We start from the raw sequence: 18,839 nt of genomic DNA, 5'->3' as shown, positions 1-18,839 counted from the left end.
CCGATGAACGACCTATTCGCCTGCCACCCGGACCCCATGTGGGTTCATGACACTGAAACGCTGCGTTTCCTGGCGGTGAATCCGGCCGCGCTCAAGTTGTACAAATACGACTTGGCCGAACTTCTCGAAATGCGCGCCACCGATCTTCTGCCGCCCGAAGACGCGAGCGCCTTCGCACGCGCGCTCAGCACGGCAGGGCATCGCCCCGCGGCGGCCGGCATCTGGCGACACCGCATCCGCAGCGGTGAGATCGTGCACATCGACATGCGGCTGCAACCACTGAGCTTCGAAGGCACACCGGCGATGCTCGCGGTGCTCACCGACGCTTCCCGGCGCATCGCTCTCGAGAGCACGCTCAAGCTTTACGAAGAGCGGCTGCAGACACTGCAGCGCATCGGTCACTTCGGCCATTGGGAACTCAACACCGGCAGCGGGGTGTTCGCCTGGTCGGAACAGGTGCTGCGGATGTTCGCGTTGGAATCGGAAGATTTCGGCAACGATTTCAACAGGTACCTGCAAGCGGTACACATCGACGACGTACTGTCGGTCAAACACGCGTTTCATCGCCTGCGTGCGCACCAGCAGCCCTTCGACATCGTCCATCGCATCGTGCGCAGCGACGGCAAGATCCGCTATCTGCGAGGCGTGGGGCGCTATGCCACGACCCTGGGCGCGGACATGGCCATCGGCGTGGTGCAGGACGTGACCGACCAGGTCGAATGCCGCGAACGCCTGCAGCAGTCCGAAAAGCTGCAGACGCTGGGGCAACTGACGGGGGGCATCGCGCATGACTTCAACAACCTGCTGACGGTCATCCTCGGCAACGCGGAAATTCTCAGCGCAAGTCTGACCGCCGACACCGAGCTGTGCGAAGTGGCCGATTCCGTGCTTTCGGCGGGCACGCGCGGCGCCCACCTGACGCGCCGGCTGCTGACCTTCGCGCGCAAGGAATCGCCCCTGCCCAAAACCGTGGATGCCGGCCACGTGCTGCGCGGCATGGAAGAATTGTTGCGGCGCTCGCTGCGCGAGGACATCGAGATCGTCATCCGCACCGGCAACCGCCCCGGCGCGTGGCCCGTGCAAGTCGACTCCGGGCAACTCGAGGTGGCCATGCTGAATCTGGCCCTGAACGCCCGCGACGCCATGCCGGCCGGCGGAACGCTGACTATCAGCTGTGAGCACGGCCTGCTCGAAACGCTGCCGAAGCAACCCCCAGAGGCGATCTCGGGCTGCAGCTACCTGTGCATCACGGTGCATGACACGGGCGAAGGCATGGCGCCCGAAACGCTTGAAAAGGTCTTCGATCCGTTCTTCACCACCAAGCCGGCCGGCCAGGGCAGCGGCCTGGGGCTCACCATGGTGTACGGCTTCGTGCGGCAGTCAGGCGGCTGCATCGACATTCAATCCTCACCCGGCGCCGGCACCGTGATCCGTTGTTACCTGCCGCTGGCCAGCAGCAGTGCCGAACGCATGAAAGAGGTGGAAGAGGTCGATCCCGAAAGCAGCCCGCGCCTGGGTACCGAGCACGTGCTGGTGGTCGAGGATGACGACCTCGTGCGCACGTACACCTGCCGGCAACTGCGCAAGCTCGGCTACCGGATCAGCACGGCGAGCAACGGCACGGAGGCGCTCGACCTGATCGCCAGCCAGCCCGACATCGACCTGCTGTTTACCGACATCGTCATGCCCGGCGGCATCGACGGCTGTCAGCTCGCTCAATCCGTGACGCGGGTGCGTCGCAAGCTCAAGGTGCTGTTCACCACCGGCTACACCGACCGCGACGTCAACCACCTTGGCTCGGACCAAGCCCTCATCCGCAAACCATACCGCCGCGGCGAGTTGGCCGACATGCTGCGACGTCTGCTCGACAGCCCGACAGTCTGAGGCTCAATGCCGCGCGGCCAGCAGGCGGCGCACGGCGGCGGCCAGATCGTGCATGCGGAACGGCTTGGCCAGCAAATTGACCCCAGCGACCAACCTGCCTTGCTCGATCAGCACCTCGTCGCTGTAGCCGGACATGAACAGAACCGGCATCTCGGGCTGCATATGCCGGATGGCAACCGCCACGTCGCTCCCTGAGAGCCGCCCACGCAGCATGACATCGGTCAGCACGAGGTCAGGCACCGCGCGGGCAAGCTCTACCAAGGCCTCGTCACCGTTGGCACACGCCCTGACCGAGTATCCGAGGGTGCTTAGACCTTTCGCCACGTAATGACGCAAGGCGGCATCATCCTCGATGACCAGAATGCACTCCCCTCCGCCGGCAACGTGCTCTCTCTCTCCGTTCAGAGGCAACACCGGAGCCAAAGCCGAACACGGCAGATACAGGGTCACCGCCGTTCCCTTGCACGGCGTGCTTGAAATCTGCGCCGTGCCGCCGGACTGACGCACGAAGCCATACACCATGGACAGTCCCAGGCCGGCTCCCTGGCCACCCGGCTTGGTCGTGAAGAAGGGGTCAAACGCGCGTTCGACCTCCTCCCGGCACATACCGCAACCATCATCCGCCACCGTCAGCACGGCATAGCTGCCCGGAGCGAGGTCCAGATCGACGGCAGCACTCGCTGTCAGCTCGACTCGCGTGACGCGCAACAGCAGCACACCTCCGTCCGGCATCGCCTCGCGCGCGTTGATGACCAGATTCAGGATGGCGTGCTGCAACTCCGCGCGGTCGGCCTCGACCGTCACTTGAGGCGCCATCAATTCGACTTCCAGCACGATTTGCTCGCCCAAAGTGCGCAGCAACAATGGGCGCATTCCCTGCACTTCGCGCCCCAGTTCAAGCGGCTCGGGAGAGAGCGGCTGCTTGCGCGCGAACGCGAGCAGGCTGTGTGTCAGTTCGGATGCACGCCTCCCCGCCAGTTCAATCTGCTCGACGCTCTCGCGTGCGCTTGCCCATTCGGCGGGTAACTCGTCGAGCAGATCCTCGGCATTGCCGAGCACCACCGTCATGAGGTTGTTGAAGTCGTGCGCAATGCCGCCGGTGAGCTTGCCAATCGACTCCATCTTCTGCGCGTGGCGCAATCGCGCCTCGGCCTCGACGCGCAACGTCACGTCCTGAAAGTAACTCGTGAGCCCCATGTCACTTGGAAACGCCCGCACGCTGAACCATGTGCTGAGCGGCGGGTAATAGAACTCGAAGCTCACGGCCGTGCGTTGCAGTCGACATGCCCGGTAATGGTGCTCCAGCTCGGTGCCCGACACGGCCGGAAAAGCATCCCAGATGGTGCGTCCGAGCAGGGTATCGCGGCTGCGCCGCAGCATCCGCTCCGCCGCGGCGTTGACGTAGGTGAACTCCCAGTCGCAATTCAGGGCGTACATGCCATCGGAAATCGAAGCCAGCACGGTGTCGATCTCGGCTCGCGCCTGCTCCGAACTGCGCAGCGCCAAAGCCAGGTCCTGGCGCTGCTGCAATTCGAGATATACCGCACTGACGACCGTGGCGAACTGCACCAGATCGGACACGGTTTCGGCGTGGTCCTCCCGTTGCGAGCCAAGCAGGCGCAAAGAGCCGATGTCGCCCTCCTCCCCGCCCGGCAATCGAAGCTCAATCTCTTCACCGACCACATCTTCGCGAGCGGCCGCCTCCCCGCCGACATCCGGGCTACAGGCTTGCAGGGGTTTGTCATCGATGGCCGTCCGCACACTGACCGCGGCAAAACGCGCTTCAGCCAACTGACGGCTAGTGTCCGCGGCAATCAGCAAAAGAGCCGGGGCGTCCTTCGCCCGAACCATCTCTCCCGTGGCCCGCGCAACGAATTCGGCCCGCTGGCGTTTGCGCTCTTCCTGCCGCCTGCGCAACCACATGGACAGCGCGAAGCGATACGACAGCATCCCGAAAAGCACGAGCACGGCCAATGACAGGCCTGCGGTGAGTGTCGATCGCTCGCGCCATTCCGCCATCACGGCACACTCGCCGATGCCCACCGTGAGCACTACGCGAAACTCGGGAACGCGGTTGAACGCCACGATGCGCCGAACGCCATCACTGCGATACGTGCCGGTGTACAAACCGCGCTCGGCGGCAGGGAGGTACTTCCGAAACAAAGGCTTGTCGATGAAGCTCAAGCCGATCCGGTCTGCCTCGAAGGGGCTGCGAGCAATCAACACCCCTTCACGACTGAGCAAGGCCACCACCCCGTCCGGCAGTTGCAGCGTGTCGTAAAGCGCCAGCAGATAGCTCATCGGCACACGAGCACCGACCACACCGGCCAGCGCACCATCCGGGCCATCAATCCGGCGGGTCACGTCGAAGTACCAGCCATCCAGCCCTTGCCGCGAGGGCGCGACAACCAGCCCGGGCCCGGCGCCTGTGACGTGCGCCTGGAATTCGGCGAGCGTCGAGAAGTCATGTTGCGCCGGAGGTACGGCTTCGGAACTGGCGATCAAGCGCCCTGAAGCGTCGAGAACGTAATGCAGGGAGGAAGATGGCAAGGCAGCATGCTGTTGCTCCAGCACGCTGTTCAGCAACGACGGGGCGCTCAGCAAGGCCGGGCGGCTCGTCACGCTCTGCACGATCGCAAACGTCGTCGCATCCAGAGCCGCGAGCTTCTGATGCGTATGCTCAGCCAGCACATCACCGAAACTCTGGGCCTGCAGCGAGGCAAGACGCCCGGTTTCCTTGTAGTCACGATGAATCAGTGTCGCCATGGTGGCGACCACGACGATCAGCAGGCCCGCATTTGCGAGAAGCGCCCATCGTGCATATGTGCTTTGCCACATGCTGGTGGCCACTTGGGGAGCAAGCCTGCCTGCGCGGCCCATCATCGACACCTCAAGTGACTGACTTCCATTCAGGCCGCCACGGCTTGGGCAGGCCAGCTCTCACGCCAAAGCACCAGCCTGCGCCGCGCCTCCAGCCCTATGCTGACATACGAGCCATCTCGGCCAGAATCACCAGTTGAGCCAGCCCTGCGACCGATTTCACGCCGAGCTTCTCGACGATGTGATTGCGGTGGGTTTCGACGGTTCGGGCGCTGATGTGCAGGGTGCTGCCGATTTCCTTCGCCGAAAGACCTTGCGCCAGCAAATCGACGATCTGCCGTTCGCGCACGCTGAGCTGCATGAGCGACTGGGACGCCTTGCGTATGCGTTTGCGATGATCTTGCACGAGGCGATTATTGGCAATCGCCTCAAGCGCCTTGTCGATCAGCACCTGATTGCTCATGGGCTTCTCGAACAGGCTGTATGCCCCAGCGGCCATGGCCCGCACGGCCACCCCCACATCGGCCGCGCCGGTGTAGAAAATCACCGGTGCTTCGACCCCTCGCTGGATCAACTGCTGCTGTACGTCCAAACCGCTGATCAGCGGCATGCGCACATCCAGGATCAGGCAGGTGTCGTCAGGCAGATGCCGTTCATCAAGTGCAGCGAAAAACTCGACCGCATTGCCGAAGGTGGTGACCTCGAAACCGGAAGCCTCGAAGGCTTTGGCGAGCATGGCTCGCAGGGCATCGTCATCATCCACGATGACCGCATGAGGAATGCACTCCCGGACGGAGCACACGCTGGCCGACGAAAAGCCATTGCCCCTCATCCGAGCCCCTGAAGCCCCAGCAGGGTCCGCCAGGCACGCAAAGCAGGCTGCCGGAAGACGCCCGACGCCGCGCGCGAGCACTGAACCGAATCAGGCATCGCGCACGCTCCCGCCTTCTCCATCGCACGGCTCAGCGCGCATCGGAGCACTTTGACCACACACAAGCTTCCTCCTGTTTGTGGCTGAATGTTACATGGCGTAACAGGCCACCGCGCCCGCGCCGGGCCATTCGATTTGCCACAAAAGTCACATGTCGCTCGAATACAACACGGCTCAGGTTCTCACCAACCCACAGCCGCGGATACCCGCTGGCCATACACTGAGCCGGCATGAGCTTAGCGGCGACGGAGCTCGCAAACTTGAGGGCTGATCGCCACCGCAGCAAAAAGAAAAGCGCCCTCGGGGCGCTCAGGCGGAGACGTTGATGACCGTCCCGGTGACTTCGCCCTGCGTGTTCAGTACAGGGCGGGCAGTTGATGCTCCCGGAGGCTCGCCGGAGGGCGGGAAAGCGGTATCGATGGAAGAGCGCAAAGCATCGAGGCTCGTATCGAGCGCCTGCAATGTTTCAGTGGCTGAAACGCCGCTACGGGCACGGCCGGCCTCGTCTACGGCTTGATCGGTTTCGACTTCGAGCGTGCGCGCCCGCTCCTGAGCGCGCTCGGCTTCAACCCTGGCCTGACGTGTCTCGGTCTGCAGGCTCCGGGCACGTTGCTCTGCGAGTTCGGCACTGCGCTCGGCCTGGCGTTGCTGCATTTGCGCAAACGCCGCCGAGATCGCGCCCGAGGTGCCGGCAATCATGCGGGTGGCCCTGAAGACTTAGCTGCGCAGGATTTCGTCGTTGGGCGAAGTGTCGTCAATCAGACGGCCGCTCGCCCCCTGCTGTGCCGTGTCCTGCCTCACCTCGGCCGCGTCGGCGGATCGCGCCTCGGAAGCTCGGGCTGAAGCGGCGGTCTCGGCAGTGGCCGACACCGGCTGTTGCGTAGCATTGAGTGCAGCGCTACCCGAGGCGGCAGCCGAAGACGGAGTCACGGCAGCGGCATCGCGCTGCGCCAGTTCGACACCCTGCGAGCTGAGCGTGGTGACCGTGCTGGGGCCTTCGTTAACGCGCGGTGTCTGCTGTACGGCGGGCTGCACTGCACTCTGCTCTTCACGTGCCCGCGGCGAAACGGAGGACACTTCGCGGGAAGACGCCACCGTGGGGTTGCTGAAATTCACGCCATCCATGACGAACTCCCGTCAGATCAGTGAGTTGGATTATTCAACATACAAGCTAACACCGCCCTTCGCAAGCTTGCGGAGAGCAGCCCCAGCGCTCACACGCGCGACTCGTCCTCGTTGCTCGAGGGCTGCGGCGGCGCCCCGCGCCAGCGGCGTACCGCACGCTGGAAGAACAGGCTGTTGGGGATTTGCAGCACCGTGTCGCTGCCGTCGGGCAGGGTTTCCTGCAAGGTCGTGTGGATGAGGTTGATGTCGATCACCCGCCCCTTCAAGCCAGGCTTTTCACCGTTTTCGAGCATCTCGATATGGTCGTACAGGCGAAACGGCCGTGTGGTGAGGATGAGCAAGGTGCAGAAGATGTTCGACAGCACGCTCCATGCAGCGAAGAAGGCCACGGCCGCCACCGCGGCGAAACCGGTGAAGGCCGTCCACAACACGGTGCCCGATACACCGAAGCGGTCGAGCACCAGCAGCAGCGCGCAGGCATAGATGAAGAAACGAATACCGCGCTTGGCGCCGATCAGAAACTCGGCCGGCAGATTGTAGTTCTGACCGAGGCGGCGGGTCAGGCGCCGCAGAAACAGGCTCAACAACCACGCGACGATCAGGATGAGCACCACCTGCAGACCGAGGGTGATGGTTTCCAGCCAGGGGTCGACCCATTCGGGCAAGAAGTCTTTCATGATCAAGCGTCGTGTGGGTGTGCGAAGTGCGTCACTTTACCGAAGTGCGTCACTTTACCGACTGGCAGGCGAAACGGTGTCGGCCTTCGGTAGCAAATCGTAGGCGCCACCCCCCGGCCTTGCAATCGAATCCACATTCCGCCCGCTTGGCCAAAACGCAAACGCCCCCGCATCCATTCCGATGCGGGGGCGTTTGCACGTCCGGCCGGGCTCGTGGCCCGCAGGACGCCAGGAGGACGTTGCGAATCAGCCGGCCAGCGCTTTCTCTTCTTCGGGCGTGAGTTCGGGGCCGTCGAGCGTGACGCGCGAGTCGTCGATGCGGAAGCGCTGGATCACCGGCTTGAGCTCGTCCTTCACATGCTCTTCGCTGTAGCCGTTGAACAGCGTGCCGAGCAGGCCGCGCTTGAGGTCGCTGGTGCCCATGAACCAGTCGGCAATCGGGAAGGTGAGGTTCATGTTGTACTTCATCATGATCCCCTGGTTGTGGTGGGCCGTGTGGTGGCGGCGGATGGTGTTGATGAACGGCATGTTGCGCACGAACCAGTTCTCGTGGCAGTGGCAGCAGTAGTGGAAGGTCTCGTAGATCAGGTACTGCCCCACCATCGTCATGAACAGCACGTAACCGGCGTTGGGGTTGATGATCAGGCTGGTGACGTAGGCCAGCGGCGCGCCGAAGACCCCCAGCGTGAGCAGCACGCGCCACGGGAAGAACACGATGCGGAATTCGCGCGTGGTGTCGATGGTGGCTTCGTTGTCGGTGAAGTACTGATGATGCTGGCGCGTGTGGCGCGCATAGATTTCACGCAGGCCGAAAACGTTGATGCGCTTGTGCATCACCTGCGAATGCATGAACCACTCGACGAAGTTGCCGGCGATGAACACCGGTACGGCAATCAGCCACTCCCAACCGAGGTTCTCGATCTGGCCGGCACAGTACCAAAGGGCGGCAATGCCCACGCCGTACATCACGGTGATATGAAGCAGCCCGTTGTACATCGGGCTGATGTCGGCTTTGTAGGCCTCCCGGAATTTGCGTTGCTTCTCGGACATCATGATCGGGCACCTCTCCTTGTGCGTATATATAACTAATATATTAGTAGTCGATCTGTACCCGGTCAAGGCTTTTCATGGCTTTTCGCTGCGCCTCGTCTTCCAGTCACGCATATAAAAAAGCCCCGACCTGTACGGATCGGGGCAAGCAGCCCGGCAAGGGCTTCGGGCTCGCAGGCCAAACGAGTGTCGCCGGGGAGGAGTCCGGCCACCCGCCTGCGGGCCACCAGGCAATCAGCAGGCGTCTGCAGCCAGCCGCCCGTGCCATGCGGCATCGACGATCTGCGCGTACGCGGCGGGCACGTCGGCCACCGGAAAGGCCTTGGCCAGGCGCACCACACCCAGCGCATCGTCCACCAGCGCGGCCACGTCTTCGCGCGCGATGCCGAAGCGCTCAAGGCTGTCCGGAATCCCCAGCCCGGCCACGATGGCGCGGAAGCGGCGCGGCGTCTCCAGCAACACCCGCTCGTCGTCGCCTTCGATACCGAACAGCCGACCGACTTCGATCAGCTCGTCGCGACGCACTTCGCGCATGGCGTCGAGCACGTAGGGCAGCATCACGGCGTTGGTGCTGCCGTGCGACTTGTGGGTCTGCCCCGCCACGGCGTATGCGATGCCATGCACGGCGTTCAGGCCGGCGCTGCCGTACGACAGTGCGGCGTAATAACTGGCGTAGGCCATGCCAATGCGCGCCTCGTGATCGGCGCCATTGCGGTAGCTGCGCTCGAGGTAGTCGGCGCACAGGCGAATGGCTTCGTGCGCAAAGCTCATGGTCAGCGCCGAGCGGCCGCTGTAGCCGGGGTCGGGGTTGCCGCCGCGGTCGAAGTGCCACGAGTCGATGGTCAGGTACGACTCCACGGCGTGCGTAAGCGCGTCGATGCCGGCGTCCGCCGTCACGCGCGGCGGGCAGGTGTAGGTGAATTCGGGGTCGATCAGCGCAATCACCGGGCGCAGCACGTTGTCCATCACGGCGATCTTGGTTGCGTTCTGCGGGTCGAGCAGAATCGCGCCCGGCGTGGCTTCCGAACCCGTGCCGGCCGTAGTCGGCAAGCACACGTGCGGCAGCGCAAACGGCTGCTCGGCCAGCGCACCGGCAAAATCGCGCACCGGGCGGCCTTCCGGCAGCGTCAGGCACAGCGCCTTGGCGAGGTCGATGTTGCTGCCACCGCCCAGCGAAATTACGTGGTCCGCCTGTTTGCCGGCCAGCGCCGTGCGGATGGCTGCGGTGGCTTCGTCACACAGCGGAATGGTCGGGTCGGGCAGGCCGCCGTCGTACACCACCGTCTCGATGCCCAGCGCGGCAGCGGCCTCCACATACTCACGCACCCACGGCGTGTTCTGCGTGAAGAAGGTGTCGGTCACCAGCACGCCGCAGCGGTAGCCCATGCGCTGCGCCAGCGCGGGGAGCTGGGCACGGCTGCCACAGCCGAACACGGTGCGCGCCGGGGCGCAGAAATGGATCTGGTCTTGAGTTCGCATCGGATTCCTCAGGCGTTGCGTTCAACACGGGCGATGAAGGCCCGCAGGTGGCGCGCCACATCGTCGGTGGCGTCTTTGAGAATGGAATGGCCCACGCCCGGCAGGCCGTGCAGCGTGGCGTCGGGCAAGCCCTGCGCCAGCCGCTGCGCATGGCTCCACGGCGAATCGTCGTCGGCCTCGCCGTGCACGATCAGCACCGGCTCTTTCACGCCGGGCAGCACATCGAGCTGGTTGGTGGGCGAGATGGCCTCCCACGTCCACGCCACGGCGTCGCGGTCGGCCGGGTTGATCAGGCCAAGCTTGGTCTCGCGCTCGGCAATCTCCGCCATCAGCGCCTCGCCGCGCTGGGTGAACCACTGCGCGCGGTCGAGCATCGGCGTGCCGCTCATCAGCACCACGCCACGCGGGCGATGCACGCCGCGGCGCGACAGATACTCCAGCGACACCGACACGCCCATGCTCCAGCCCGCGAGGTAATACGGCTCATCGCCCACGTGCGCCGCAATCACTTCGGCCAGGTCGTCGGCCAGGCATTCCAGCCGGTAGTCCTGCGGCCTTTGCCCACGCGCCGCCTGCGCCCGACCGCGCAGGTTCGGCAGCACGAAGCGCGCCTCATCCGCCATCCGATCCGCCAGCCCCTGCCATGAAGCACGGGTGCCCTGAATGCCGTGCACCGCAACGATGCGCACCGGCCCGTGACCGCTTTCAATCGTATCCATGTACATGCCTGTCATGACTATTTGTTGTATATTACTGATATACTAACACCCGTGCAATGCGCTGGTCGCTATGCACGCAGAACACGACAACACGGAGCAAGAGGAGGCCCTGTGACTGCCCCGACCCTTTCAGGCGACGCCAAATCCCCCGCCGGCACACGTATTCGTCCGACACTGAAGGAGCAGGCCTACGAGCAGATCGAAGAGGCCATCGTCACCCTCAAGCTGCCACCCGGCGCCGTGGTGTCCGAACTGGCCATGAGCGAAATGACCGGCATCGGCCGCACCCCCATTCGCGAGGCCATCCAGCGCCTCGCGCAAGAGAACCTCATCGTGGTGCTGGCCCAACGCGGCCTGCTAGTGGCTGAAATGGATGTGCGCAAGCAATTGCGCCTGCTCGAAACGCGCCGTGAAGTGGAGCGCCTGATCTGCCGCAGCGCCGCCCGCCGCGCCAGCGACGCCGAGCGCGAGCGCTTCGCCCAACTCGCCCGCGACTTCCTGGCCGAGGCCGAAACCAACGACGACGCCAACTTCGTGCGTACCGACCGTGAGTTCAACGAACTCAACCTCGCCGCCGCCCGCAACGAATTCGCCGAAGGCGCCATGCGCCTGATGCACGGCTTGTCACGCCGCTTCTGGTATGTGCATTACAAACAGGCTGCCGACCTGCCTGAAACGGCACGCCTGCATGCGGCCATCGCCGATGCCATTGCGGCAGGCGATGTGAATCGCGCGGGGATCGCGCTGGATCAGTTGGTGGATCAGATGGAAGACTTCACGCGGGCGACGGTGTTGTCGGATTTCTGAGCGCGGCTGGCATCGGGCACACCGCTTGGAGCCTGTCATTGCGAGCGCAGCGCGGCAATCTGCGGCGGTTGCCGCTCGCATACGCTGCGAGATTGCCGCCTCGCTGCGCGCCTCGCAATGACTGCCCCGTAGGGCGTCAATAAGCGCAGCGCATTGCGCCGAATGACCGGCGCCCGCATCTTCCTCCGGCGCCACGCCTTTCAGTTATTGCGCCTTACTCGAGTTGCGCCTTACGCGAATCAGTAGCGCTGCTTTACGGAACCAAGGCTCGCTCGCACATCCCGCCGTGATGGCTATCACGGCAATCGCCGCAAACACCCTCCATTGGCCGGGACTCGCCCCGGCGGGCGACCCACTTTCTTGCTTCGCGGCAAGAAAGTAGGCAAAGAAACGCGCCCTCCTCGCCGCCCCTTCGGGGTCCCTTCGCTCCGAGCACTCCCGGCGGCCGGCCTTGCAAACTCGCGTTCCGCTCAAACAGCAAGGCCGGACATCCCCGCCGTGAGCACTCTACGCTCAGCGGCTCAGAAGGGAGGGGTAACCACGACGTGCGTTGAGGCAGCAAATCCTGTAGTTGGCGCTGCGCCTCTACCCGTCATTGCGAGCGAAGCGCGGCAATCTGGTGAGATTGCCACCTGCACCCGCTGCAAGATTGCCGCGTCGCTACGCTCCTCGCAATGACAGCCCAGAGTGCCGGAGTCACATGGTGAGCGGCGATCCTATGGAGGCGATGCAGAGGGCTGCACGCATTCGACGCAATGACACCCCTCCCCGCATACGCAACATCCATATCACAGGGGTATCGAACGTCATAGAATGGGATTAACATGCGAACGCAATAACCGTATTGTTGGTCACCTCGGTCGCTGCGATGCTTGCGCTGAATACGCTGTGGAATCCGATCAAGCCAATATACGGACTGGAACACCGGCCCCGCTTTCGCAGCAAACGTGTTGCGGTGTTTCCGGCAGCGTATATTTCTGCACACAAGCACAGTCATGGGCTGCATAACCCATGACACTTCAAGGTTCATGAAGCTCTGTATCTATCTGGATATACCGCAGATATGCACATGAGTCCGCAGTTTTGCGGTCTACAACAAGTTCGGTGATCAATGTCAGCTGATAGCTACTTGAAATTTCTAAAGCATTACACGGATCTGAATGCAGCGAATAACTTTCGGCGTGCGTATGAGAATTCTTGGTCTGGAATAAATCGATCTGCCGAAGTAAGCGCGATTCGATCCTATCTTATAGATCCCAATGTCGGAATTAGTGAATTGAACAGGACCGTTGCACCTGTCATCTCCAATGCAGTCTACGACTTCAAGTTTGCCGGATTGTTCTGCCATCAGAAGCCACGTGTAACTAGAACATCTGCATCTATTACTACCTGTACTGGGGACACTCCTTCCTGCGAGCTGGGTGACCTATATGTGGTATTTGTTCTTTTGGATAGCGCAGGAGTGTGCATCTATGCATCTTCGGCATTGTTTCAAGCTAAGCTTGAGCCGAAATTGGACTCAAAAAGCCAGCGGTGCCTTTACGACTGCGACGACACCTTTGAAGTCCCAAGGTATCTTGAGCAAAGGCTGACCCCTCCGAACAAAATTAGAGAGATGCCCTTAGCCTCGGAAGGCCGAGCGAGGGGGTTGCGCTACTTAATCCTGAATCCCAATGACCCTGTGACAGATGTTCGATCACGGTTCTCACCTTGGAACCATAACTACCAACAGCGTTGGTCGACTTTCCTGGATGGTCTGGTGTCTGGAACTGACGGTATCGCATTAAGTAACGGAGCCTCAACTACTCGGTGGGACATTATTTCTGATGACCTTCTTCATGTAGGGATAGTCAGCGCTGCCGCGGGGAAAGCCAGAGGCACAAATTTGCCGACTCGCGTTGCGACTGGCCTTTTCAATAACTTCTCATACGACGAAAGAACGACACAAATCTATGATGGCGAAGGAGGAATTCCTACTATGTTTGCAATCGCTCATCAAAAGGTTGGTTGATCACCTAAGAATTCATTCAAGCCGACGCCGCTTCGCGGCGCGGCTTAATTCAGGCGTTAGATTTCAGCCATGATTGAAGCCACTACCTTCTCCAGCATTGTCGATAGCGTTAAGCACAAGCCAAAACGAATTTTTACGCTGGATTCAGCGCACCCTAGTGCCGGGGAGTTAATGGCACGGCTAAACAGTCGCGACCAAAAAAGCTTCGTCGGGGCATTGTTCGCTAACCCTCACGTCCCTTATGTTAAGAACGAAATCCTTCCTAGTCTTGAATACTTTCACCACAGGTCTGGGGAAAATTTTGATTTTTACTGTTGCGGCTACGGCGCGTACTGGCCAGAAAATCAGTATTCCGATCAGAAGGTAGTAACCTCCATCGGAGGTGTGGATTGGCTGTTTAGCCAGCAGTCCTTTGCCCAAGTCGTCACTTCTTTTGAAGAGCGTACAAAGTGGAGGTACTCTGGAGAAACGGAGCTGTTACTTCTAGACATAAACAAATCAAAAACAACAAAAACAGATCTTGCGATTGAATCTGCAGTTGTTCTCAATATGGAAACAATGCAAAAAGATCAAGCAATCACCTCAGCTAGGTCGCTATTCGAGAAGGTCATAAGATTTGCTAAGGAAAAGGATGGCAGAGGGGCATTTGAGTTTAGTGACTCAGCCGGTATGGCTGCAGCAAAACAGACTTTCAAGGCTTCGATACTAGGGCTTCTTCCATCCGCGGTGGCCACAGGATACCTCAAGGCTGAGAGCTTTGCGGTCCGTGAAATCTAACTACTCCGTCGAGAGGGAACCCACGAGCTGCGCTTGTGGGTTCCCTTCGCGGCTTCGCCGCTACGGCGGCCCCTCACGTCAAACGTTATGCGTCAACACTCACTCCGCCTAGAGTTATGATCCATTGAGTAGGTGTCGTGAAATTTTAAATAACGGTACTTTTCCTTCCCGTGGCTGATCTTCACAAGACGCTTGACTTCTATAAAGGTATTTTCGAGCCTTGTGATGCACAGATTGACGGTGGCATAATCGCGCTTGATATTCCTAATCTCTTCATCTTTCTTATGACAAGGGAGAGTTATGAGTCATATACCAAAAAGGCGAGCCGTGACGCTCTCATGCTTGGATCATCCGCGCCCGCGGTCATAAGCTACGCAGTCGAGACCAAAGAAGATGTAGATCAAGCGCTACGCAAGGCTGAAATGTGCGGAGGCGCCAACGCAGGGCCAGCGGCAATCGACCCAGAGTCCGGAGGATACATTGGATATATCACTGATCCAGACGGGCATCTTTAGGAGCTTGTGTGTCCTCATCAGAAGTGACTCTTGCGTAGTAGACGCCTAACAATTCATTCAAGCCGACGCCGCTCCGCGGCGCGGCGCGGCGCGGCTTAATTCAAGCGTTAGCACTCCCCCAAAACAACCCATTCGCCTCCGCATACGGCACCGTCTCCGCAAACAACGCCCCGAAATCTCCCTTCGCCAACCCCTCCCCCACTTTCTGTGACGCCGCCATGATGGCCCGCATGGGGGCCGACCCGACGCTCACTCGAGCAACGCCCAAAGCCGACAACTCAGCAGCATTCAGCCCGCCCGGCCCGGCGAGGACGTTGAGGGGGCAGGCGGTGCCTTGGACGAGGGCCTGGATGGTGGGGGCGTCGAGGACGCCGGGGGCGAAGACGCCGGTGGCGCCGGCGTCGCGGTAAGCGCGGAGGCGTTGGAGGGTGGCTTCGAGGCGCGTCTCTGGCTCACCGAGCTTGAGCCAGAAGACGTCGGTGCGGGCGTTGAGGAAGAGTTTGATGCCGGACTTTTCCGCGAGATCGCGCACGGCCTCGACCAGCTTCGCTTGCTCGGTGATGTCGCGCAGTTCGCCGGGGCGGTCGGTGGGGGCGTCTTCGAGGTTGACGCCGATGCCGCCGGCGTCGAGCACGGCGCGCACGGTGTTTAGCACGGCCTCACGCGTGTTGCCGTAGCCGGCTTCGATGTCGACCGACACGGGCAGATTCACCGAGGCCACCATGCGGCGCACGACGTCGATCATCTCGGCGAGCGGGATGTTTTCGCCGTCGGCGTAGCCGCGCGAGAAGGCAATGCCGGCGCTGGTGCTGCCGATGGCCTTGGCGCCGGCGAGTTCGAACAGGCGGGCGCTGGCGGCGTCCCAGGCGTTGGCCAACACCAGCGTTTCACCGGTGTGGTGCAGCGCGGTGAAGGTTTCGGCGCGCTGGTGTTGGTCGCTGGTGTTCATCCCTTGATCTCCGGCAGTGTGCGTTTGCCCAGCACGGCGCCCATGGACATGGGCTGCACGAGCGTGCGGTACATGGCGAGCCAGCCCGGTTTGGCGTAGTCGCCCGGCGGGTCGAAGCGCGACAGGCGGGCGGCCAGCTCGGTGTCGCTGACGTTGAACCGTAGCACGCGGCGGGTGAGGTCGATTTCGACTTCGTCGCCGTTCTGCACCACCGCCAGCGGGCCGCCTTCGGCCGCTTCGGGCATGACTTGGCCAATGGTGATGCCGCTGTTGAGGCCCGACAGCTCGCCGTCGGTGACCACCGCCACCTTGTCGCCCAGCCCGGCCCCCACCAGCGCGGCCATGAAGCTTGCGGCGAACACGGTGCCCGGCCCGCCTTTGGCGCCCATCATGCGCAGCACGATGACGTCGCCGGATTTCACGCTGCCATCTTGCAGGCCGGCAATGGCAAGGCTCTCGTCTTCGAAGACCTTGGCGGTGCCGACAAAGCGGCGCACCGACTCGGGCACGGCGGAGAGTTTGACCACGGCGCCGTCCGGCGCGAGGTTGCCGCGGATGACGATCAGCCCCGGCTCGCGGCGGAAGGGCTCGGACACCGGGCGGATGAAGGCCGCGTCCGGCTCCGGCACTGCGGCCAGGTTGGCCTCCAGCGTCTGGCCGGTGACGGTTTGCACCGTGAGGTCGAGCCGGTCGCGCAGGCGCAGCATCACGCCCGCGCAGCCACCGGCGGCGTCCATGTCTTCGATGCGGTGCGGGCCGTTGGGGCGCACCAGGGTGATCTGGTCGACGTCGGCGGCGCGCTCGAATTCGGCCAGCACGTCCACCGGGCATTCGGCCTCGATGGCGGTGGCGATGAGGTGGCGCACACAGTTCACCGAACAGCCGGTGGCCACCGCCACCGTGACGGCATTGCGGAAGGCCGCGGGGGTGAGGATGTCGCGCGGGCGGATGTTCTTTTCCACCAGTTCGACGATCTTCTGCCCGGCCTTCTCGGCCTGCGTGTACAGGCGGTCGGAGTTGGCGCGGATGGGCGCGCTGTGCGGCAGCGCCATGCCCAGCGCTTCGGCCAGACATTGCATGGTGTTGGCAGTGGCAAGGCCGGCACACACGCCCGGCCCCTTGATCGCGTGACGCGTCATGTCTTCGAGCTCGATCAGCGTCATCTTGCCGGCCTTCACGGTGCCAACGGCCTTGTAGACCTCTTCGATGTCCACGTGCTTGCCGCCGCACTCGCCGCCCAGTTGGTAGCCACACGGCAAGATCAGCGCGGGGATGTTGAGGCGGCCGCAGGCCATGAGCTGGCCCGGCGTGGTCTTGTCACACGAGGCCAGCAGGATCATGCCGTCCAGCTCGGCGCCTTCCACCTGCACTTCGACGTCGTTCACCAGCAGGTCGCGCGTGGGCATCAGATAGCGGCCCTGCTTGCCGGCGCTGGTGACGAAGTCAGACGGCGCCACGGTGCGGATCTCGAAGGGCACGCCGCCGGCGGCGCGGATGGCCTTTTCCACCGCCTTGGCCACGTCGTCGAGGTGGGCGTAGCACACCGACAGCTTGCTCGACGAGTTGACGATGGCGATCTTGGGCTTGTGGAAGTCTTCCTCTGGAATGCCCATTGCCAGCCATTGCGCACGGCGTACTGCCCAGCGCGTGGTACCGGGTTCGAAATTACTGCGCAGCGTATCCGCCATGTGTGGCTCCGTACCTGTGTCGGGTGGGTAAAACGAAAACGTCGAAAGCGGCTTCAGTCGTCGAGGCGCGCGCCGTCGCGGTTGAGCGCCGCGCGCAGTTCATCGCCGCGAATGGCCCGCGGGGCCACGCCCTCGCGCACCGCAATGGCCGCGGCCAGACCAATGGCCTGGCCGTAGGCAAAGCACTGCGCGGTGACGCGGGCCGAGGCCATGGCCTCGTGCTCGGCCGAAAGGCAACGCCCGGCCACCAGCAGCGATTCACCACGCTGCGGCACGAAGCAGCCGTACGGCACCTCGTAGGTGTCCTCGAACAGCCACGACAGGCGCGGCTTCTCGCCCGAGTGCAGTTCGATGGGCCACGGGCTGCGCGCGATGCCGTCGGCACGCTTGGTGCCGGCCACCACGTCGGTGTTGGCCAGCGTGGCGATGCCGGCCACCTGGCGCGTCTGGCGCACGCCCACCTGCACGCCGGTGTCGTTCACGAAGGCGTGTTCGCAGCCGGCGAGGTGGTCGCGGAAGAAGCGCTCGTACTCGCGCACCTGGCGGCGGCCTTCGATCTCGGCCTCGGTGATGTCGGCCACCTGGATGGGGTTGAGCTCGCGCCCGTCACGCCCGACGATGCGTGTGGCATTGCACAGCAACTCGCCGGGGCGCGGCGTCTCGAACAGGAAGACCTTGGCGCGCGGCAGGCGGTAGCGCCCCGCCGCGTTGGCTTCGGAAATGGCCTTGGCCACGCTGTCGCCGAGAATCGAATCCGGCCCGTAGGTGGCGACGAAGCGCTCCACGTCCACGCCCATCAGGCGGAAGATCATGGTCGGGTTCTGCACCTTGCCTTCATGGCCGACGGTGAAGGGCAAGCCGGCCATGGCGACCACGTCGGCGTCGCCGCTGGCGTCGATGGTGAGCTTGGCGCGCACTTCGATACGGCCTTGCTTGGTCCAGGCCATCACGCCGGCCACGCGCTCGCCGCCGTCCATCAGCACGTCGGTGACCTGTGTGTGCAGCAGCACGCGCACACCGGCTGCCTGCAGCAGATCGTCGGCGGTTTCGCGCCACACCAGCGGGTCATGCACATGCGTGAAGGTGCGGCCGTAACGCACCGGGCCGGTCAGGCCGTGGCGCGCCGTCATGGCCTGCACGAACTCGTCGGCAAAGCCGAACACCACCTGGCGCGGCGGCGCACTGTCGGATTCGGCCGCCTCGTACAGCCCGCACACGGTGCCGGACAGCCCCGCGACGGCGCCGCCGCCGCAGAAGCCGTAACGCTCCAGCACCACCACGTCGAGCCCGCGCCGGGCGGCACTCACTGCCGCCGCCACACCCGCCGCCCCGCCACCGACCACCAGCAGGTCGGCGTCGATGTGGCCCACCGTGCGGGCATCCTTCAGGGTTTCATTGGACATGGCT

General features: G+C 63.0%; 15 protein-coding genes. 4 read left to right on the top strand and 11 right to left on the bottom strand.

Features of this window, described 5'->3' with window-relative positions:
- The first annotated feature begins 3 nt into the window (after nt 1–3).
- A complete protein-coding gene (locus AC6H0W_RS04385) occupies nt 4–1,884 on the top strand; it encodes a hybrid sensor histidine kinase/response regulator (protein ID WP_497575904.1) in 1,881 nt (626 codons plus the stop codon).
- A gap of 3 nt (nt 1,885–1,887) precedes the next feature.
- Here AC6H0W_RS04385 and AC6H0W_RS04380 read toward each other — a convergent pair whose 3' ends face one another.
- The 8 genes from AC6H0W_RS04380 to AC6H0W_RS04345 all read right to left on the bottom strand — a co-directional run bounded on the left by AC6H0W_RS04380 (nt 1,888) and on the right by AC6H0W_RS04345 (nt 10,685).
- On the bottom strand, nt 1,888–4,722 hold the full coding sequence (locus tag AC6H0W_RS04380) for an ATP-binding protein (protein ID WP_497575903.1): 2,835 nt from the start codon (nt 4,720–4,722) through the stop codon (nt 1,888–1,890).
- Between the two features lie 139 nt (nt 4,723–4,861).
- Complete coding sequence (locus AC6H0W_RS04375; RefSeq protein ID WP_497575902.1) at nt 4,862–5,467, bottom strand: response regulator transcription factor; 606 nt, start codon at nt 5,465–5,467, stop codon at nt 4,862–4,864.
- Between the two features lie 477 nt (nt 5,468–5,944).
- On the bottom strand, nt 5,945–6,334 hold the full coding sequence (locus tag AC6H0W_RS04370; RefSeq protein WP_497575901.1) for a hypothetical protein: 390 nt from the start codon (nt 6,332–6,334) through the stop codon (nt 5,945–5,947).
- Between the two features lie 18 nt (nt 6,335–6,352).
- Nucleotides 6,353–6,760 carry a hypothetical protein gene (locus AC6H0W_RS04365; protein WP_497575900.1) on the bottom strand — a complete coding sequence of 136 codons (408 nt, stop codon included), beginning with the start codon at nt 6,758–6,760 and terminating at the stop codon, nt 6,353–6,355.
- An 89-nt stretch (nt 6,761–6,849) separates the two neighbouring features.
- Nucleotides 6,850–7,437, bottom strand: coding sequence for a mechanosensitive ion channel domain-containing protein (locus tag AC6H0W_RS04360; protein WP_497575899.1), 588 nt, complete (start codon nt 7,435–7,437; stop codon nt 6,850–6,852).
- Nucleotides 7,438–7,683: 246 nt separating this feature from the next.
- Nucleotides 7,684–8,490, bottom strand: a complete 807-nt coding sequence (locus tag AC6H0W_RS04355) for a sterol desaturase family protein (RefSeq protein WP_497575898.1) — start codon at nt 8,488–8,490, stop codon at nt 7,684–7,686.
- A 231-nt stretch (nt 8,491–8,721) separates the two neighbouring features.
- Nucleotides 8,722–9,966, bottom strand: coding sequence for an iron-containing alcohol dehydrogenase (locus AC6H0W_RS04350; protein ID WP_497575897.1), 1,245 nt, complete (start codon nt 9,964–9,966; stop codon nt 8,722–8,724).
- Between the two features lie 8 nt (nt 9,967–9,974).
- Nucleotides 9,975–10,685: an alpha/beta fold hydrolase gene (locus AC6H0W_RS04345; RefSeq protein ID WP_497575896.1), complete on the bottom strand. Its 711-nt coding sequence runs from the start codon at nt 10,683–10,685 to the stop codon at nt 9,975–9,977.
- 111 nt (nt 10,686–10,796) lie between these two features.
- Here AC6H0W_RS04345 and AC6H0W_RS04340 point away from each other — a divergent pair, with 111 nt between their 5' ends.
- The 3 genes from AC6H0W_RS04340 (at nt 10,797) to AC6H0W_RS04330 (ending at nt 14,795) form a co-directional block, all read left to right on the top strand.
- Nucleotides 10,797–11,492, top strand: a complete 696-nt coding sequence (locus AC6H0W_RS04340) for a GntR family transcriptional regulator (protein WP_497575895.1) — start codon at nt 10,797–10,799, stop codon at nt 11,490–11,492.
- A 2,080-nt stretch (nt 11,493–13,572) separates the two neighbouring features.
- Entirely contained in the window at nt 13,573–14,280 is a 708-nt protein-coding gene (locus tag AC6H0W_RS04335; RefSeq protein WP_497575894.1) for a hypothetical protein, read from the top strand.
- A 170-nt stretch (nt 14,281–14,450) separates the two neighbouring features.
- Nucleotides 14,451–14,795, top strand: a complete 345-nt coding sequence (locus AC6H0W_RS04330; protein ID WP_497575893.1) for a VOC family protein — start codon at nt 14,451–14,453, stop codon at nt 14,793–14,795.
- A 100-nt stretch (nt 14,796–14,895) separates the two neighbouring features.
- Here the strand turns inward: AC6H0W_RS04330 and AC6H0W_RS04325 are convergent, their stop codons facing one another.
- From AC6H0W_RS04325 to AC6H0W_RS04315, 3 genes are read right to left on the bottom strand one after another with little or no spacing between them, the layout of a single operon-like run.
- The gene (locus AC6H0W_RS04325) at nt 14,896–15,744 is read right to left on the bottom strand and encodes an isocitrate lyase/PEP mutase family protein (RefSeq protein ID WP_497575892.1); all 849 of its coding nucleotides are present in this window, start codon (nt 15,742–15,744) and stop codon (nt 14,896–14,898) included.
- Nucleotides 15,741–17,432: a dihydroxy-acid dehydratase gene (gene ilvD, locus AC6H0W_RS04320; protein ID WP_497575891.1), complete on the bottom strand. Its 1,692-nt coding sequence runs from the start codon at nt 17,430–17,432 to the stop codon at nt 15,741–15,743. The genes AC6H0W_RS04325 and ilvD overlap by 4 nt, the downstream gene beginning before the upstream one ends.
- 53 nt (nt 17,433–17,485) lie before the next feature.
- Nucleotides 17,486–18,835 carry an FAD-dependent oxidoreductase gene (locus AC6H0W_RS04315; protein WP_497575890.1) on the bottom strand — a complete coding sequence of 450 codons (1,350 nt, stop codon included), beginning with the start codon at nt 18,833–18,835 and terminating at the stop codon, nt 17,486–17,488.
- Between the last annotated feature and the right edge of the window lie 4 nt (nt 18,836–18,839).

The organism is Pseudazoarcus sp. NS20, from assembly GCF_059703745.1.
Note: the sequence above shows the minus strand (reverse complement) of the source record. Positions and strands in the feature narration are given on the sequence as shown.